The 14,347-nt window shown below is 68.1% G+C and carries 13 protein-coding genes; 6 read left to right on the top strand and 7 right to left on the bottom strand.

Annotation, left to right across the window (positions count from 1 at the left end; translation table 11 throughout):
* Positions 1–150 precede the first annotated feature (150 nt).
* The 3 genes from kstD (at position 151) to ACFW3F_RS01900 (ending at position 3,303) form a co-directional block, all read left to right on the top strand.
* Positions 151–1,884, top strand: a complete 1,734-nt coding sequence (kstD, locus tag ACFW3F_RS01910) for a 3-oxosteroid 1-dehydrogenase (protein ID WP_388053768.1) — start codon at positions 151–153, stop codon at positions 1,882–1,884.
* A gap of 3 nt (positions 1,885–1,887) precedes the next feature.
* Complete coding sequence (locus tag ACFW3F_RS01905) at positions 1,888–2,748, top strand: MaoC/PaaZ C-terminal domain-containing protein (protein WP_388053760.1); 861 nt, start codon at positions 1,888–1,890, stop codon at positions 2,746–2,748.
* A gap of 123 nt (positions 2,749–2,871) precedes the next feature.
* Entirely contained in the window at positions 2,872–3,303 is a 432-nt protein-coding gene (locus ACFW3F_RS01900) for a DUF6918 family protein (protein WP_388053758.1), read from the top strand.
* A 34-nt stretch (positions 3,304–3,337) separates the two neighbouring features.
* Here ACFW3F_RS01900 and ACFW3F_RS01895 read toward each other — a convergent pair whose 3' ends face one another.
* A complete protein-coding gene (locus ACFW3F_RS01895; RefSeq protein ID WP_388053756.1) occupies positions 3,338–3,535 on the bottom strand; it encodes a hypothetical protein in 198 nt (65 codons plus the stop codon).
* A 213-nt stretch (positions 3,536–3,748) separates the two neighbouring features.
* Between ACFW3F_RS01895 and ACFW3F_RS01890 the strand changes: the two genes are divergently transcribed.
* The 3 genes from ACFW3F_RS01890 to ACFW3F_RS01880 are packed head-to-tail and all read left to right on the top strand — an operon-like array spanning position 3,749 to position 7,434.
* Positions 3,749–5,404 carry an MFS transporter gene (locus ACFW3F_RS01890; protein WP_388053754.1) on the top strand — a complete coding sequence of 552 codons (1,656 nt, stop codon included), beginning with the start codon at positions 3,749–3,751 and terminating at the stop codon, positions 5,402–5,404.
* Between the two features lie 37 nt (positions 5,405–5,441).
* Positions 5,442–6,746 (top strand): SLC13 family permease, encoded by a 1,305-nt coding sequence (locus ACFW3F_RS01885; protein ID WP_388053753.1) that lies wholly within the window; start codon positions 5,442–5,444, stop codon positions 6,744–6,746.
* 46 nt (positions 6,747–6,792) lie between these two features.
* A complete protein-coding gene (locus tag ACFW3F_RS01880; protein ID WP_388053751.1) occupies positions 6,793–7,434 on the top strand; it encodes a LysE family translocator in 642 nt (213 codons plus the stop codon).
* On the opposite strand, the gene ACFW3F_RS01875 is transcribed toward ACFW3F_RS01880, so the two are convergent.
* The 6 genes from ACFW3F_RS01875 to ACFW3F_RS01850 form a co-directional block, all read right to left on the bottom strand.
* A complete protein-coding gene (locus ACFW3F_RS01875; RefSeq protein WP_388053749.1) occupies positions 7,435–9,069 on the bottom strand; it encodes an acyl-CoA synthetase in 1,635 nt (544 codons plus the stop codon).
* Positions 9,070–9,268: 199 nt separating this feature from the next.
* Positions 9,269–10,441 (bottom strand): lipid-transfer protein, encoded by a 1,173-nt coding sequence (locus ACFW3F_RS01870; protein ID WP_388053747.1) that lies wholly within the window; start codon positions 10,439–10,441, stop codon positions 9,269–9,271.
* The gene (locus tag ACFW3F_RS01865; RefSeq protein WP_388053745.1) at positions 10,441–10,902 is read right to left on the bottom strand and encodes a MaoC family dehydratase; all 462 of its coding nucleotides are present in this window, start codon (positions 10,900–10,902) and stop codon (positions 10,441–10,443) included. Before ACFW3F_RS01865 ends, ACFW3F_RS01870 begins: the two co-directional genes overlap by 1 nt.
* Positions 10,899–11,963, bottom strand: coding sequence for a bifunctional MaoC family dehydratase N-terminal/OB-fold nucleic acid binding domain-containing protein (locus tag ACFW3F_RS01860; protein ID WP_388053743.1), 1,065 nt, complete (start codon positions 11,961–11,963; stop codon positions 10,899–10,901). The genes ACFW3F_RS01865 and ACFW3F_RS01860 overlap by 4 nt, the downstream gene beginning before the upstream one ends.
* Positions 11,960–13,123, bottom strand: coding sequence for an acyl-CoA dehydrogenase family protein (locus ACFW3F_RS01855; RefSeq protein ID WP_388053741.1), 1,164 nt, complete (start codon positions 13,121–13,123; stop codon positions 11,960–11,962). The genes ACFW3F_RS01860 and ACFW3F_RS01855 overlap by 4 nt, the downstream gene beginning before the upstream one ends.
* On the bottom strand, positions 13,113–14,252 hold the full coding sequence (locus tag ACFW3F_RS01850; RefSeq protein WP_388053739.1) for an acyl-CoA dehydrogenase family protein: 1,140 nt from the start codon (positions 14,250–14,252) through the stop codon (positions 13,113–13,115). The genes ACFW3F_RS01855 and ACFW3F_RS01850 overlap by 11 nt, the downstream gene beginning before the upstream one ends.
* Positions 14,253–14,347 lie beyond the last annotated feature (95 nt).

The following is a 14,347-nucleotide window of genomic DNA, read 5'->3' as shown; positions in this document are numbered from 1 at the left end:
CGACGGCGCACAGTCGACGGATCCGAACGCACGGTCGACGGAAACGGGTGCACGGTCGACGGGAACGGGGTGCACCCCTGGCGCCCCATTTCTGAAACGTGTTCTAATTCAGGTAGAACACGTTCCACCTGCGCGCACGAAGGGGACCCCATGGCCGGCTCGACCGAACCAGAACAGACCAGTACCCAACCCGAGACCCCTGGACCCGAGACCTTCGACGTCGTCGTCGTGGGCGCCGGCGGCGCGGGCCTGAGCGCGGCGATCACCGCAGCTCAGAAGGGCTTGTCGACGGTCCTGATCGAGAAATCGCCGTACTGGGGCGGTTCGACGTCGCGATCGGGCGGCGGCGTCTGGATCCCGAACAACTCGGTGCTGCGTCGTGACGGCGTGACCGACACCCCCGACAAGGCACGCGAGTACGTGCACGCGATCATCGGCGAACACGCACCGGCCGATCGCATCGACGCCTACATCGACCGCGGGCCCGAGGCCCTCGACTTCCTGATGGCACATGCGCCCCTCGACCTGGAGTGGGTGAAGAACTATTCGGACTACTACCCGGAGGCACCCGGGGGCCGCATCGGCGGCCGCTCGGTGGAACCGCGCCCGTTCGACGCGCGTCGCCTCGGGGACGACCTGAAGACCCTGCACCCGCAGTACACCAAGGCACCCCTGAACATGGTCGTGCTGCAGTCGGACTACCGCTGGCTCAACACCGGCCTGCGTCATTGGCGCGGTCCGCTGCGGATGGCCAAGGTCGGCAGCCGGTTCTTCTGGGCCCGCAGTCGCGGCAAGAAGCTGATCGCCATGGGCGCCGCGCTGGCCGCGGAGCTCCTTCTCGGTGTCCGCGAGGCGGGCGTCCCGATCCGGCTGAACACGGGCCTCGCCGACCTCATCACCGAAGACGGCCGCGTCGTCGGAGTGATCGCCGAGTCCGACGGCAAGCGCGTCGAGATCCGCGCCCGCCACGGCGTGATCCTCGCCTGCGGCGGGTTCGAGCACAACGACGAGATGCGCAAGAAGTACCAGCGCGATCCGATCGGCTCGGAGTGGACCACCGGCGCACCGACCAACACCGGCGACGGCATCACCGCCGGCCTCAAGATCGGTGCTGCGGTATCCCTGATGGACGACGCCTGGTGGGGTCCGACGATCCCGCTGCCGCGCGGTCCGTGGTTCGCGCTGTCGGAGCGAGCGGTCCCGGGAACGTTCATGGTCAACACACGCGGACAGCGCTACATGAACGAGTCCCTGCCGTACGTCGAGGCGGTGCACCAGATGTACGGCGGAGAGTTCGGCCAGGGCGAGGGTCCCGGCGAGAACGTGCCGTCGTGGCTCGTCTTCGACCAGCGGTGTCGCAACCGCTACCTCTTCGCCGGGATCAACGCCCGACAGCCGTTGCCCAAGAAGTGGTACGAGTCGGGTGTCGTCGTCAAGGCCGACAGCATCGCCGAGCTCGCCGAGAAGATCGGTGTACCGGCCGACGCACTCACCGCGACCACCGAGCGGTTCAACGGCTTCGCCCGCAAGGGTGTCGACGAGGACTTCGGCCGTGGCACAAGCGGTTACGACCACTACTACGGCGACATCACCAACAAGCCCAACCCGAGCCTCGGTGAGGTCAGCAAGGGCCCGTTCTACGCGGTCAAGATGGTCCCGGGCGATCTCGGCACCAAGGGCGGTCTGAACGCGGATGCCTCGGGTCGCGCGCTGCGGGCCGACGGATCGGTCATCGAAGGCCTGTACGCGGCCGGCAACACCAGCGCGCCGGTCATGGGACACACCTACGCCGGCCCGGGAGCGACCATCGGACCCGCGATGGTCTTCGGTTACCTCGCCGCCACCGACATCGCCGCCAAGGCGACCGCGTCCACGGGAGTCTGAGCCATGCCCATCGATCTCTCCGTCGCCCTCGGCGCCGAACTGCCCGAGGTCAGCTTCGAGTGGTCGGCCTCCGACGCCGCCCTGTACAACCTCGCGGTCGGAGCCGCTTCGGACCCGATGGACACCACCGGGCTCGAGTACATCCACGACTCGACGCCGAAGCTGCTTCCCACCTTCGCGACCGTGGCCGCCGGTTTCCACACCACCGAACCCCCGAAGGTCTCGTTCCCCGGCATCGACATCGACCTCGCCAAGGTCGTCCACGGCAGCCAGCAGGTCACCGCGTACCGGCCCCTCCCGGCCAGCGGTAAGGCGACCACCCGCACCCGGATCGCCGAGATCCAGGACAAGGGCTCGGCGGCGGTGATCGTGCAGGAATCGGCGACCTCCGACGACGAGGGTCAGACACTCTGGACCTCGCGCTCGTCGATCTTCGCCAAGGGCGAGGGCGGCTTCGGCGGTGAACGCGGTACGTCGTCCAAGGTCGACTACCCCGATCGCGCGCCGGACCATCGGCTGACGGTGGCGACGCTCCCGCAGCAAGCTCTGCTCTACCGGCTGTGTGGCGATCGCAACCCCCTGCACTCCGACCCCGAGTTCGCCTCCCGCGCCGGCTTTCCCCGGCCGATCCTGCACGGCCTGTGCACCTACGGCACCGTTTGCCGCGCGATCGTCGACGACGTCCTCGGCGGCGACGTGACCGCGGTCGCCGACTACTCGGCATCGTTCGCGGGCGTCGTGTTCCCCGGCGAGACCCTCGCGGTCGAGATCTGGGAAGACGGCTCCCGGTTGCTGGCCACCGCCACCGTCGTCGAACGAGACGGCGCGAAGGCCCTCGGCAATGTGATCTGCGAACGTCGCTGAGTCCCGGAGCCACGACGACTCGGACGCAGCCCGGAGACGCTGTCTCGAGGGGCCAGTACGCTACACACGCGGACCGCGAGGCGGCCCGCAGGTTCCACGTCGCATATCCCCGAGGAGACGCCCATGAGCGATTCGCTGACGCCCCTACTCGCCGACAACCGCAGCGCATTGGTGACCGACCTCGTCGGTGTCATCGATGCCGAGGTGGCCGACCAGTCGGGTCTGAGCGGCGCTGCTGTGAAGACCGCCTACTCCGCGGTGCAGAAGGTGAAGCCCGGTGTCGTGCACAGCGCCACCGATCAGATGGCCGAGGACTTCCTGAAGGCGCTCGCGCCGTTCTGGGATTCCAAGCCTGCCGGTGTCGCCTTCGGCGATCACCTCTCGGCCAATGGCGATGCCGCGGCCGAGGCCCTGCTGTCGGTCACCGACGAGCAGGCACAGACCGCCAAGCCCGCGCTGGCGAAGGCGTACAACTCGCTACGCGGCAAGGGCAAGAAGTACGTCATCGCGGCACTGCCGCGCCTCGGTGCCGCAGTCGAGCGGCACGCCGCCTAGGAGTCGGTGCGCGCGTCGTCGGCGGTCAGGAGTCTCAGACCGCTGACGACGCGATGGCCACGAGGGCCACGACGACGCCGATGAGTGCGGCGAGCATCGACAGCACACGCCACACATGGACGCGGGCGGGCGAGATCTCGGTCCCGTTCGGGGCGACGTCTGGCGACGCGACCGGGGTCGCGACGGCGGGAGTAGCAGCGGCGGGGGTTCGTGCGATTCGGGGTGAGGCCATGACCTGTCACCACTTTCGGTTGTCCGGGGCGAACGGGGACCGGCGCGGTCTCGCGTTCGCCCGGTATCGGTACTGCAGTGATAAATGTGTCACAAGTTACGCGAGTAGCGTCGGCGCCCACATAGCGTGTCGCGATAACGAAATCGCAACACGATGCCGACCACGGCCCGGCGCCTTTCGCCGCACGCAGACCCCGAAAGCGCAGGACGCCGAATGAGATTACCGTCTGCCATCCGCCTCGACGCGAGGTCCGCCTGGCTCGTCCTCGTCGCCTGTCTGTCGGTCAGCATGGTCGTGGCCGCGATGGCGGCCCTCAACACCGCCCTGCCCGACATCGCGATCGACACCGGCGCCGACGCCGGTCAGATGACCTGGATCGTCGACGGCTACACCCTCGCGCTCGCGGCGCTGCTGCTCCCCGCAGGAGCGATCGGCGATCGGCTGGGACGCCGCGAAGTCCTGATCGTGGGCCTCCTGCTGTTCGGTCTCGCGTCCCTCGTCGCCATCTGGGTCGACAGCCCGACGCAACTGATCCTCGCGCGATGCTTCGCCGGCGCCGCAGCGGCGCTGATCATGCCGACCACGCTGTCACTCATCACGTCCGGTATCCCCGAAAGTCAACGCGCAGTCGGGATCAGCATCTGGTCGGCAATCGCCGGCGGTGGCGCCATCGCCGGCTTCCTGGTCACCGGCCTGCTCCTCGAGTTCTTCTCATGGCACTCGATCTTCATCACCTTCGCTGCGTCGTCGGCCGTCGCGGCCGGTCTGTGCCTGACCATCGGGACCTCGAAGGACAGCGACCCCAGCCGCTTCGACATCCCGGGAACCCTGTGTTCGGTCCTCGCCATCACCGGCGTGGTCCTCGGACTCCTCGAGGCGCCGCACCGCGGCTGGGCAGATCCGCTGGTCCTGGTCGGCATCGTGGGCGGCGTGGCGCTCGCCGCGGCATTCGTCGTCGTGGAACTGCGGTCGAAGTTCCCGCTGTTCGACGTCCGGCTCCTGCGCAACCGCGCCTTCGGATCGGGGTCCTTGTCGGTCGCGGTGCAGTTCCTGGCATCGTTCGGCATGTTCTACCTGCTGCTGCAGTTGCTACAGCTGGTGTTCGGTTACACCCCGCTGCAGTCCGCCCTCGCCCTGATGCCATTCGTGGCCGGGGTCGGCATCACCACCCTGATCGCGAACTGGCTTGCGGTGCGCCTGGATTCACTCAAGTTCGTCATTGCCGGCGGCGCCGTGCTGTCGGGTGTCGGGCTGATCCTCCTCGGTTCGTTCCGATACGAGAGCTACTGGGCGCTGGCCGGGGTCGTGGCGGTGATCGCCGTGGGCATCGGCCTGGCATCAGCGCCGGCGACCACGGCCATCATGTCCAACACCCCGCTCGACAACCAGGGCGTCGGCTCGGCAGTGAACGACACCGCCCGCGAGATCGGCGCGGCGATCGGTATCGCAATCGCGGGCAGCATCGTCGCCGCGGGGTATCAGTCGAGGATCGGCGAGACCGCGCAGCTGGCCCGTGATCAGCTGACCGCGGCCGGTCAGCAGCGCATCGCCGCCGGCGACACCGCAGGCGGCCAGGCCATGATCGCCGAGGCCGAGCAGGCCGGGACGCTGATCGAGCGATCCCTCGCCGAGTCGACGGTCGTCGTGGACAGGCTGTCCGGTCAGGCCGCCGAGCTCGCGGAGGCCATCGCCGAGGGCAGCCGGGATGCCTTCTACGTCCCGTTCGAGCACGCGTCGTTGGTCCTGGGCGCGATCATGCTGGTCAGTTCGGTCGCTTTGCTGTGGCTGACGCCCCGGCGCGTGGTCGAGGTGCCGCCGACCGTCGATGAAACCGGCCAGGAGCGCGACGACACCTTCGCCCGCGACTGACACCGACACCGGCTACCGGGTCACGTAGCCTGTCCCGGTGGTACTCACCGCGGACAGCGTCGCCGGCACCGTGGTGGGCGTCGCCGCCTTGCTCGTGGTGATCGTCGCGACCGTTGTCGCTCAGCGAATCCCGGCCGTGGTGGTGGCCGCGCCGATTGCCGGGCTGCTGATCGCGCTCGGTCTCGCCGACCTCGGGCAGGCCGCGGACGAGATCACCACGATGGCGCCGACGATCGGTTTCCTGGCGGCGATGCTGGTCGTCGCCGATGCCTGTGCCCGGGCGGGGGTGTTCACCTGGATCGGGTCGCTCCTGGCCCGCTGGAGCCGGGCCTCACCACATCGGTTGTTACGCATCGTCTTCCTCGCGGCGGCGGTGACGACCGCGGTGCTCAGCCTCGACACCACGATCGTGTTGCTGACGCCGGTTGCCGTGGCCACCGCGCGGCGGATCGGTGCGCGGGTGACCCCGGTGGCGTTCGCGAACGCTCACCTGGCCAACACGGCGTCCACGCTCATGCCGGTGTCGAACCTGACCAATCTCCTGGCGTTCTCCGCGACCGGGCTGAGCTTTCTCGGTTTCACCGGCGTGATGCTGGCGCCGTGGGTGGCCGCGATCGTCGTCGAGTACCTCATCTTCCGGGTCTACTTCGCCGACTCACTCGCACGCACGGGTCCTGCGTCCGGTTCGAGCCTCGACGAGCAACCGGCGGAGGATCCTCCTCGCCCCACCCTGATGCTGGCGATGCTGGGCCTGCTGCTGGTCGCCTTCGTCGTGACCGAACCGCTGGGCATCCCGCTGGCCGCGGTGGCCGGCGTCGGTGCGGTCGTGTTCACGGTGCCGCGACTGCTCATTGCCCCGCTGTCCACCCTGCGGGAGACCCTGACCGCCCTGAACATCCCGTTCCTCGGATTCGTGGCTGTGCTCGGTGTCGTCATCCTCCCGGTCCGGACCGGCCCGATCGGCGACTGGATCGGCGGGCTGATCCCGGGCGAATCCACATTGGTCGCGCTGCTGGCGGTCGCCGCGTTGGCCGCGATCCTCGCCAACCTGGTCAACAACCTGCCGGCGACCCTGCTGCTCATCCCACTCGTGGCCCACGACCCCGGCCTGGTTCTCGCGATGCTCCTCGGCGTCAACCTGGGCCCCAACCTCGCCTACTTCGGATCGCTGGCCAACCTCCTGTGGCGCGACATCATGCATCGCGACGGGTCGCACGAGGGCAGGGCCGCCCCGACCTCACGTGAGTACCTCCGACTCGGCGCCCTCACCGTGCCGGCGACGCTCGTCGTCGCGGTGGTCGCTCTCTGGGCCGTGCTGCGGTTCGCGCCTGTCGGTGGTTGAGCGGACCCGGCGCGCCACAACTCGCGCGGATTCTTACCATGACCACATGCTCGCCGCACTGTTGTCCTTCGTCGTCACCGCGACGCTGATCGTGCTGCTGCCGGGTCCGGACACGCTGGTGGTCTTGCGCGGGGTGGTGCGCGGTGGACGCCCGGAGGCACTGCGCACCGCCGCCGGCATCGTGTGCGGTCTGATGGCCTGGGTCACCGCAGCCGTGCTGGGTCTGTCGGCACTGCTGCAGGCCAGCGAGACCGGGTACGAGATCCTCAAGATCGTCGGTGCCTGCTACCTGGTGTGGATGGGCATCAGCTCGGTCCGCGCCCTCCTACGGGCCGCGCCCGACCTCGCCGCGGCTCACCGGGACGTGCCGCCCGCGGGGCGGAAGGCAGGCCTGCTGTTCTCCGGGTTCACCGCCGGACTGCTCACCAACATCCTCAACCCCAAGATCGGCATCCTGTTCATCAGCCTCCTGCCCGGCTTCGTGCCGGACGGTTACGCGATGGGATGGACGACCCTCGGGCTGGGGGCCATCTACATCGCACTGACCGCGGCGTACTTCACCGTGCTGGTGGGCGCCGCCGGGCGTATCGCGGGATGGCTCCAGAGCGCACGAATCCGCCGTCGCGTCGAAGCGATCGGCGGAGTCGCGTTGATCGGGCTCGGAGTGCGTCTCGCACTCGAGGGTTGATCAGACCGGGGCGGTCTCGTGCGCCGCGGCGGCGGCCTTGGCCCATCGGTAGTCGGCTTTGCCGGCCGGGGTCCGCTTGACCTCGTCGACGAAGACGACGGTGCGCGGGACCTTGTAGCGGGCGAGACTCTCGCGGCAGTGGTCCTGGATCTGCTCGAGCGACGGCTCGTCGGCCCCGTCGGCGACCTTGATCACCGCGGCAACGCGTTGCCCGTATCGCTCGTCGGGGACCGGGACCACCAGCGCGTCGGCGATCGCGGGATGCCCGTGCAGGGTTGCCTCGACCTCCTCGGCGTAGACCTTTTCCCCGCCGGTGTTGATGCACTGCGAGCCGCGTCCGAGGAAGACAATCGACCCGTCGGCCTCCACCGTGCCCATGTCACCCAGGATGGAGATCCGGGTTCCGTCGGCCAGCGTCGGGAAGGTCTTCGCCGTCTTCTCCTCGTCCTTGTAGTAGCCGAGCGGTACGTTGCCGATGCGCGCGATGTAACCGACCTCGCCCGAGCCGGGCTCGATCTTGTTGTGCCGTTCGTCGACGACCATCATCCGGTCGGTCGGCGGGACCTTCAGGTTCCCGTTCTCGTCCATCATGATCTCGCCGTCGTTGCCCGACTCCGACGCGCCGAAGTTGTCGCGCAGCACCAGATCCGGCTTCACCGCGAGCATCCGGTCACGCACGTGCTGCGACCAGATCGCACCGCCGGAGGTGATGGAGAACATCGACGACAGGTCGACGGCGTCCTTGCGCTTCTCGAGTTCCTCGACGAGCGGCATACCCATGGCGTCGCCGACGATGAGGATGATGTTCACCTTCTCCTTCTCGACCTCGGTGACGATGGCCTCCGGGTCGAAGTCCCGCTGGATGACCAGGCGCCCACCGAGGGTGAAGAAGGTGAACAGCGAGTACGACGCGGCGCCGTGCATGAGCGGAGCCGCAAGCAGGAAGGCGATGGGCGGGAAATCCTTGACCGCTGTACCGATCTCGTCGAGATCCTTCCGCGCTTCACCGTAGGGGTTGCCGCCGGAGAGGGGTTTGCGGAAGAAATCGTCGTGCTGCCACATGACCCCCTTGGGGTAACCCGTGGTGCCGCCGGTGTAGAGCAGGTACAGCTCTTCACCGTTGCGCGGCTCGAAGTCCCGGCCGCCCGGCTTGGACTCCGCGTCGGCGAAGGAGACGATCTCCACGGTGCGTCCGTCGGGCAGCGCGGCCGCCGCTGTCGCCAGCTCCTCGACGATGTCGCCGATCACGAACACCGTGCGCACGGTGGGGATCTCCGCGAGGAGTTCGGCGACACTGCGCTGATGCTCGGGCAGTTCGACGATGATCGCGCGGGAGTCGGAGTTGTCGAAGATGTACTGAAGTTCGGCGTTGGTGTAGCGGTAGTTCACGTTGACCGGAACCGCGCGGACCTTGAGGAGGCCGAGCAGGCTGGTCACGTGCTCGACGCTGTTCTTCAGGAACAGGGCGACGTTGTCGAACGCGCCCAGCCCCGCACCGGCGAACAGATGTGCCACCTGGTTGGACAGGGTGTCGAGTTCGGCGTAGCTGATCTGCCTGCCCTGATAGCTGAGCGCGATCCGCTCGGGCACCGAGTCGGCCACGGTCTCGAAGACATCGGCGAGGTTGAACTTCATCGTGCGCGCTCCTTGGACATACGGAGTGGATTGGTGGGGTTTCGCCAGCTGCTCACTGAGGTGCGAGGAGCGATAGCGGTCGACCATCTGCTCCCTGAGGTGCGAGGAGCGATAGCGGTCGACCATCTGCTCCCTGAGGTGCGAGGAGCGATAGCGACGAGCCTCGAAGGGTCGTCTGGGGTCATCGGATCGTCAGCTGTCATGCGGTCAGCACCAATCCGCTTGTCGGAACGCCGGTCCCGGCGGTGACGACGACCTTCTCCGCGTCCTCGACCTGGTTGACCGAGGTCCCGCGGATCTGCCGGACCCCTTCGGCGATCCCGTTCATCCCGTGGATGTAGGCCTCGCCCAGCTGGCCACCGTGTGTGTTCAGCGGCAACCGACCACCGACCTCGAGGGCTCCCGGTTCGCGGACGAAGTCCTTGGCCTCGCCGCGCCCGCAGAACCCCAGCTCCTCGAGCTGCAGGAGCGTGTACGGGGTGAAGTGGTCGTAGAGGATCGCCATGTCCATGTCGTCGGGCCCCAGTCCCGACTGCGACCAGAGCTGACGGCCGACGAGCCCCATCTCCGGCAGACCTGCCAGCTCCTGCCGGTAATAGCTGGTCATGATGTATTGATCAGCAGCACTGCCGGCCGCGGCTGCCGCGATCACGGCGGGCTTGTGCGGCAGGTCTTTTGCGCGTTCCGGTGACATGATGACCAGTGCGACGCCACCGTCGGACTCCTGGCAGCAGTCGAGCAGGTGCAACGGCTCGGCGATGTATCGCGAGTTCTGGTGATCCTCGAGGGTGATCGGCTTGTCGTAGAAGAACGCGTCGGGGTTCACCGCCGCGTGCTTACGGTCGACGACTGCGATCCGACCGAAATCCTCGCTGGTGGCACCGAAGTCGTGCATGTACCGCTGGGCGATCATCGCGACGAACGCGGCCGGGGTGGACAACCCGTGCGGGTAGGTGAACGCGTTCTCGGTACCCGACGAGTTCTCCTGGTTCGCCACAGCCGAATTCACCTGTCCGAAGCGAAGTCCCGATCGCTCGTTGAATGCCCGGTAGGCCACCACGACATCGGCGACACCTGTGGCCACCGCCATCGCGGCCTGCTGGACCGTGGCGCACGCCGCGCCACCGCCGTAGTGAATCCGCGAGAAATATGTCAGGTCACCGATACCCACGGCTCGGGCGACGGAGATCTCACTGTTGGTGTCCATCGTGAACGTGACGAGACCGTCGACGTCGGCCGGGGTGAGGCCGGCGTCGGCGATCGCCGCCGACACCGCTTCCGCGGCGAGGCGGAGCTCGCTGCGTCCGGAATCCTTGGAGAACTCGGTGGCACCGATGCCGGCGATGACCGCCTGACCGGACAATGACCCCATCAGAGCCCCTCCCCTCGACCCGCCGAGGTCGATCCCCCAGCGGCGGGATCGGCGGCGCCGATGGTGAGCGTGACCGTCGAGATGACGTGCTTACCGAGCGAATTCGTCCCGGTCACGGCCACCGTGATCACCCCGGCGTCGTCGACCTCGGTGACCTCGCCGGTGAACGTGACGGTGTCGTAGGAGTACCAGGGGACACCGAGTTTGAGCGCGATCGAGCGGATTCTGGCGGACGGACCGGCCCAGTCGGTGACGAACCGCTCCACCAGCCCGGTGTCGGTCAGGATGTTGACGAAGATGTCCTTGGACCCCTTGGCCTGCGCGAGGTCCCGATCGTGGTGCACGTCCTGGAAATCACGCGTGGCCAGTGCGGTCGCCACCACGAACGTGGGTGTCGCCTCGATCGTCAACGGCGGCAGTGTCGTTCCGACGGCCGCGGGGTATGCGGCAACGCTCGTCATGCGGATTCCTCTTCCGTGGTCGTGACCGGTTCCCACGCGTGCAGGGTCCACGCCACGGACCCGCTCTCCTCGTCGGCCGGGAAGTCCAGATAGGTCGCGCGCACACGCATGCCGATCGACACCTCGTCCGGCTCGACACCCCGGAGTTCACCGAGCATGCGGACGCCCTCGTCGAGTTCGACGAGCGCGACCACGAACGGCAACCGGCGCCCGGGCACCTTCGGGGCGCGGTGGACGACGAAGCTGTAGACGGTGCCGGTTCCGGCCGCCACCGTGTAGTCAGTCGGGGGCACGGTGCCGTCGGCCGCACGCGGTTTCCAGGTCGCCGGCACGGGCGGATGACGCAGGACGCCGTCGCCGTCACGTTGGATTCGCAACTCGTGCGCGGCCACTCCCTCCCAGAAGAAGGCGGTGTCCCGGGAAGCGCTGGGTTTGAGCAATCGCGCCGGGTCCAGATCGTCGGGAACGTCGGCGGCCGGCACCTGCTCGGGTGCCGCGGCCCGGGCGGCGGGCCGGAATTTGAGGATGCGGAACCGCATCTCGGCGATGACCTCCGGGGTCCCGTTCTCACCCCTCACCGACCACACGTTCCGGGTGGTGAAGAACCAGCCCTCGCCGAGGGCGGTGTTCTTGGGCCCCACCACCTCCACGAGTTCGGCCGACAGCGCAACCTCTTCGCCGGGCCGGGTGTAGCGGTGGTAGACGGTGTCGCAGTTGGTCGCCACCACGGAGGTGAAGCCCGCCTCGTCGAAGAGCTCGCTCGCGCGACCCAGCGGGTCATCGGCGGTCCGCACGCCGTGGAGACCGCGCATCGTCCACACCTGTGCCATCGCGGGCGGCGCGACGATGCCGGGGTGGCCGGCGTCCCGTGCGGCGCCGGCATCGGTGTAGACGGGGTTCGCGTCGCCCATCGCCTCGACCCAGTTGTTGATCATCGGCTGGTTGATCGGGTCCCGGCCGGTCACCGGCGCACTCGGTCCGGCGTCGATGATCTCTTGCGCGGCCGCTCGGATCGCCTCGTCACCGGCGACGCCGTCGCGGGCGAGTTCGGGCGCGCTCATCGCTTGGCCCGCGGGAGCCCGAGACCGGCTGTCGCGATCATGTCGCGCATGACCTCGTTGACCCCGCCGCCGAAGGTGATGACCACATGCCGCTTCTGCTGGACGTCGAGCCAGTTCACCAGGGCCGCGGTCTCCGGATCGGTGAAATCGCCGTAGCGCCCGATGATCTCGTCGACCATCCGGCAGACGGCCTGGATGCGTTCGGTGGAGAACACCTTGGTGGCAGCCGCATCGGCCATCGAGATGGCCTCACCCGTGGCGGCGACCTGCCAGTTGAGCAACTCGTTGATACGACCGTAGGCGTCGATGGTGGCGAGTGCCCGGCGCACGTCCGGGTGCTTGGCGATGACCGTTCCGTCGGGACCGGGCCGCTGCGCCCAGGCGCGGACCCGCGCCGCGAGGCCGTCGATCCGGCCCGCGGGACCGAGCATGACGCGTTCGTGATTGAGCTGCGTGGTGATCAGTTTCCAGCCACCGCCCTCGTCGCCGACGCGCATCGACACCGGCACCCGAACATCCTGGTAGTAGGTGGCATTCACATGGTGCGCGCCATCGGCGGTGATGATCGGCGTCCAGGTGAAACCGGGATCGGACGTGTCGACGATGAGGATCGAGATGCCCTTGTGCTTCGGCGCATCCCGATCGGTGCGTACGGCGAGCCAGATGTAGTCGGCGTCGTGGCCGCCCGTGGTGAAGATCTTCTGCCCGTTGACCACATAGTGATCCCCGTCGCGGACCGCGCTGGTGGTCAGCGAGGCGAGGTCGGTGCCGGCCTCGGGCTCGGTGTAGCCGATCGCGAAGTGCACGTCGCCGGCCAGGATCGCCGGCAGGAACTTCTGCTTCTGTTCCTCGGTGCCGTGGACCTGCAGCGTCGGTCCGACGGTCTGCAGCGTGACCGAGGGCAGCGGGACATCGGCGCGCACGGCCTCGTTGGTGAAGATCTGCTGTTCGATCTCACCGAATCCCTTGCCGCCGAACTCCTTCGGCCAGCCGACTCCCAGCCAGCCGTCGTCACCCATCCGCTTGATCACCTTGCGATAGGTCGGTCCGTGGCGTTCGGTGAGCATCACCGCCGCCTCGTCGGGAGTGACCAGGTCGGCGAAGTACTCGCGCAGTTCGGCGCGCAACGCGCGCTGTTCCGGGGTGAGATCAATGAACATCGGGCACCTCTGCGATACGGGTGTCGTCGGTGGGGACGTCGGTGATGTCGGCGAGTTCGTCGAGCCGCACGTGCGCTCCGCCCACCAGGCGTGCCAAGTCCTTGGTGAGGGAGAAGTAGCGGTGGAGCGGATAGGTGATGTCGACGCCGATGCCGCCGTGCAAGTGGGTCATCGTCCGCGTGGTCGGCGGGATCTCCTCGGCGAGCCAGTAGGCGGCGATCGCGAGGTCGGTTGTGGCGTCGAGCCCTTCGGACAGTCGCCAGGCCGCCGCGGTGGTTGCCAGCTCCATCGACCGCCCGACGACGTAGATGTCGGCCAGTTGCTGACCCACTGCCTGGAACAGGGCGATCGGCTTGCCGAACTGTTCACGGGTGGAGACATGATCGGCGGTCAGTCGGGTGGCACCGGCGACCAGGCCGTCCGCGTAGGCGCACAGCGCGAGGCGATATCGATCGCGGAGGATCGCGAGATCGCGGACCACGATGTCGGCGTCGTCCACGGCTACGTCGTCGAAGGTCACCGTGTACTCGCCCCAGCCGCTCGAGGTCGGCGTGCGTGTGACCCGGACGCCATCGGCGTCGGGCGAGACGGCCACGACGCCGGCGTCGGCGGCCACGAGGAACAGCGCGGCGCCGTCGGCGTGCAACACCCCGACCTTCGTGCCGCTGAGCCGACCGTCACGGACAGACGTCCGCGGTGTGGCGGTCAGGGCGTCGCCGTGTTCGCCGATCGCAACCGACACCCAACTCCCGCCGGTGAGCGACCTCCCGAAACGCGACCACACCGACCCCTCGCCCGACTGGGCGTCGGCTCTGCCGAACACGAGCGCCGCGGTCAGCGACCCGAGCGCGGGCGTCACGGACGCGGCGCGGCCCATCCGGCGGAACAACGGGAGCAGACCCGACTCGTCGACATCGTCGCCGTCGAGCGCAGCCGGCAACGGCAACGCAAGCAGCCCGGCGTCGACGAGTGCCTGCCAGCCTTCGGCTTCGAACCCTCCGCGGGTCGCGTCCGTCCCCCCGGGATCGTGCCCACCGAACGTCGACTCCCAGTCGGGCTGTCGTCGTGCGAACACGTCCTCGGCGACGTCGCGAACCGCGATCGCAGTGCCGTCCAGGGCAAAGTCCACCCTGTGCCTCCCTCACCATGAACCCGTCAAGAACTAGAACCTGTTCTAGTTGTATCAGAATCCGTGCGCAAGGGTGTCGGAATCGGCGCCTATCT

It is taken from the genome of Gordonia sp. NPDC058843 (assembly GCF_042743165.1).
Lineage (GTDB): Bacteria > Actinomycetota > Actinomycetes > Mycobacteriales > Mycobacteriaceae > Gordonia.
Note: the sequence above shows the minus strand (reverse complement) of the source record. Positions and strands in the feature narration are given on the sequence as shown.

Bases quoted from the DNA above. Each gene is read 5' to 3' on its own strand.
- kstD (WP_388053768.1), top strand. From the start codon at position 151: ATGGCCGGCTCGACCGAACCAGAACAGACCAGTACCCAACCCGAGACC.
- ACFW3F_RS01905 (WP_388053760.1), top strand. From the start codon at position 1,888: ATGCCCATCGATCTCTCCGTCGCCCTCGGCGCCGAACTGCCCGAGGTC.
- ACFW3F_RS01900 (WP_388053758.1), top strand. From the start codon at position 2,872: ATGAGCGATTCGCTGACGCCCCTACTCGCCGACAACCGCAGCGCATTG.
- ACFW3F_RS01895 (WP_388053756.1), bottom strand. From the start codon at position 3,535: ATGGCCTCACCCCGAATCGCACGAACCCCCGCCGCTGCTACTCCCGCC.
- ACFW3F_RS01890 (WP_388053754.1), top strand. From the start codon at position 3,749: ATGAGATTACCGTCTGCCATCCGCCTCGACGCGAGGTCCGCCTGGCTC.
- ACFW3F_RS01880 (WP_388053751.1), top strand. From the start codon at position 6,793: ATGCTCGCCGCACTGTTGTCCTTCGTCGTCACCGCGACGCTGATCGTG.
- ACFW3F_RS01875 (WP_388053749.1), bottom strand. From the start codon at position 9,069: ATGAAGTTCAACCTCGCCGATGTCTTCGAGACCGTGGCCGACTCGGTG.
- ACFW3F_RS01870 (WP_388053747.1), bottom strand. From the start codon at position 10,441: ATGGGGTCATTGTCCGGTCAGGCGGTCATCGCCGGCATCGGTGCCACC.
- ACFW3F_RS01865 (WP_388053745.1), bottom strand. From the start codon at position 10,902: ATGACGAGCGTTGCCGCATACCCCGCGGCCGTCGGAACGACACTGCCG.
- ACFW3F_RS01860 (WP_388053743.1), bottom strand. From the start codon at position 11,963: ATGAGCGCGCCCGAACTCGCCCGCGACGGCGTCGCCGGTGACGAGGCG.
- ACFW3F_RS01855 (WP_388053741.1), bottom strand. From the start codon at position 13,123: ATGTTCATTGATCTCACCCCGGAACAGCGCGCGTTGCGCGCCGAACTG.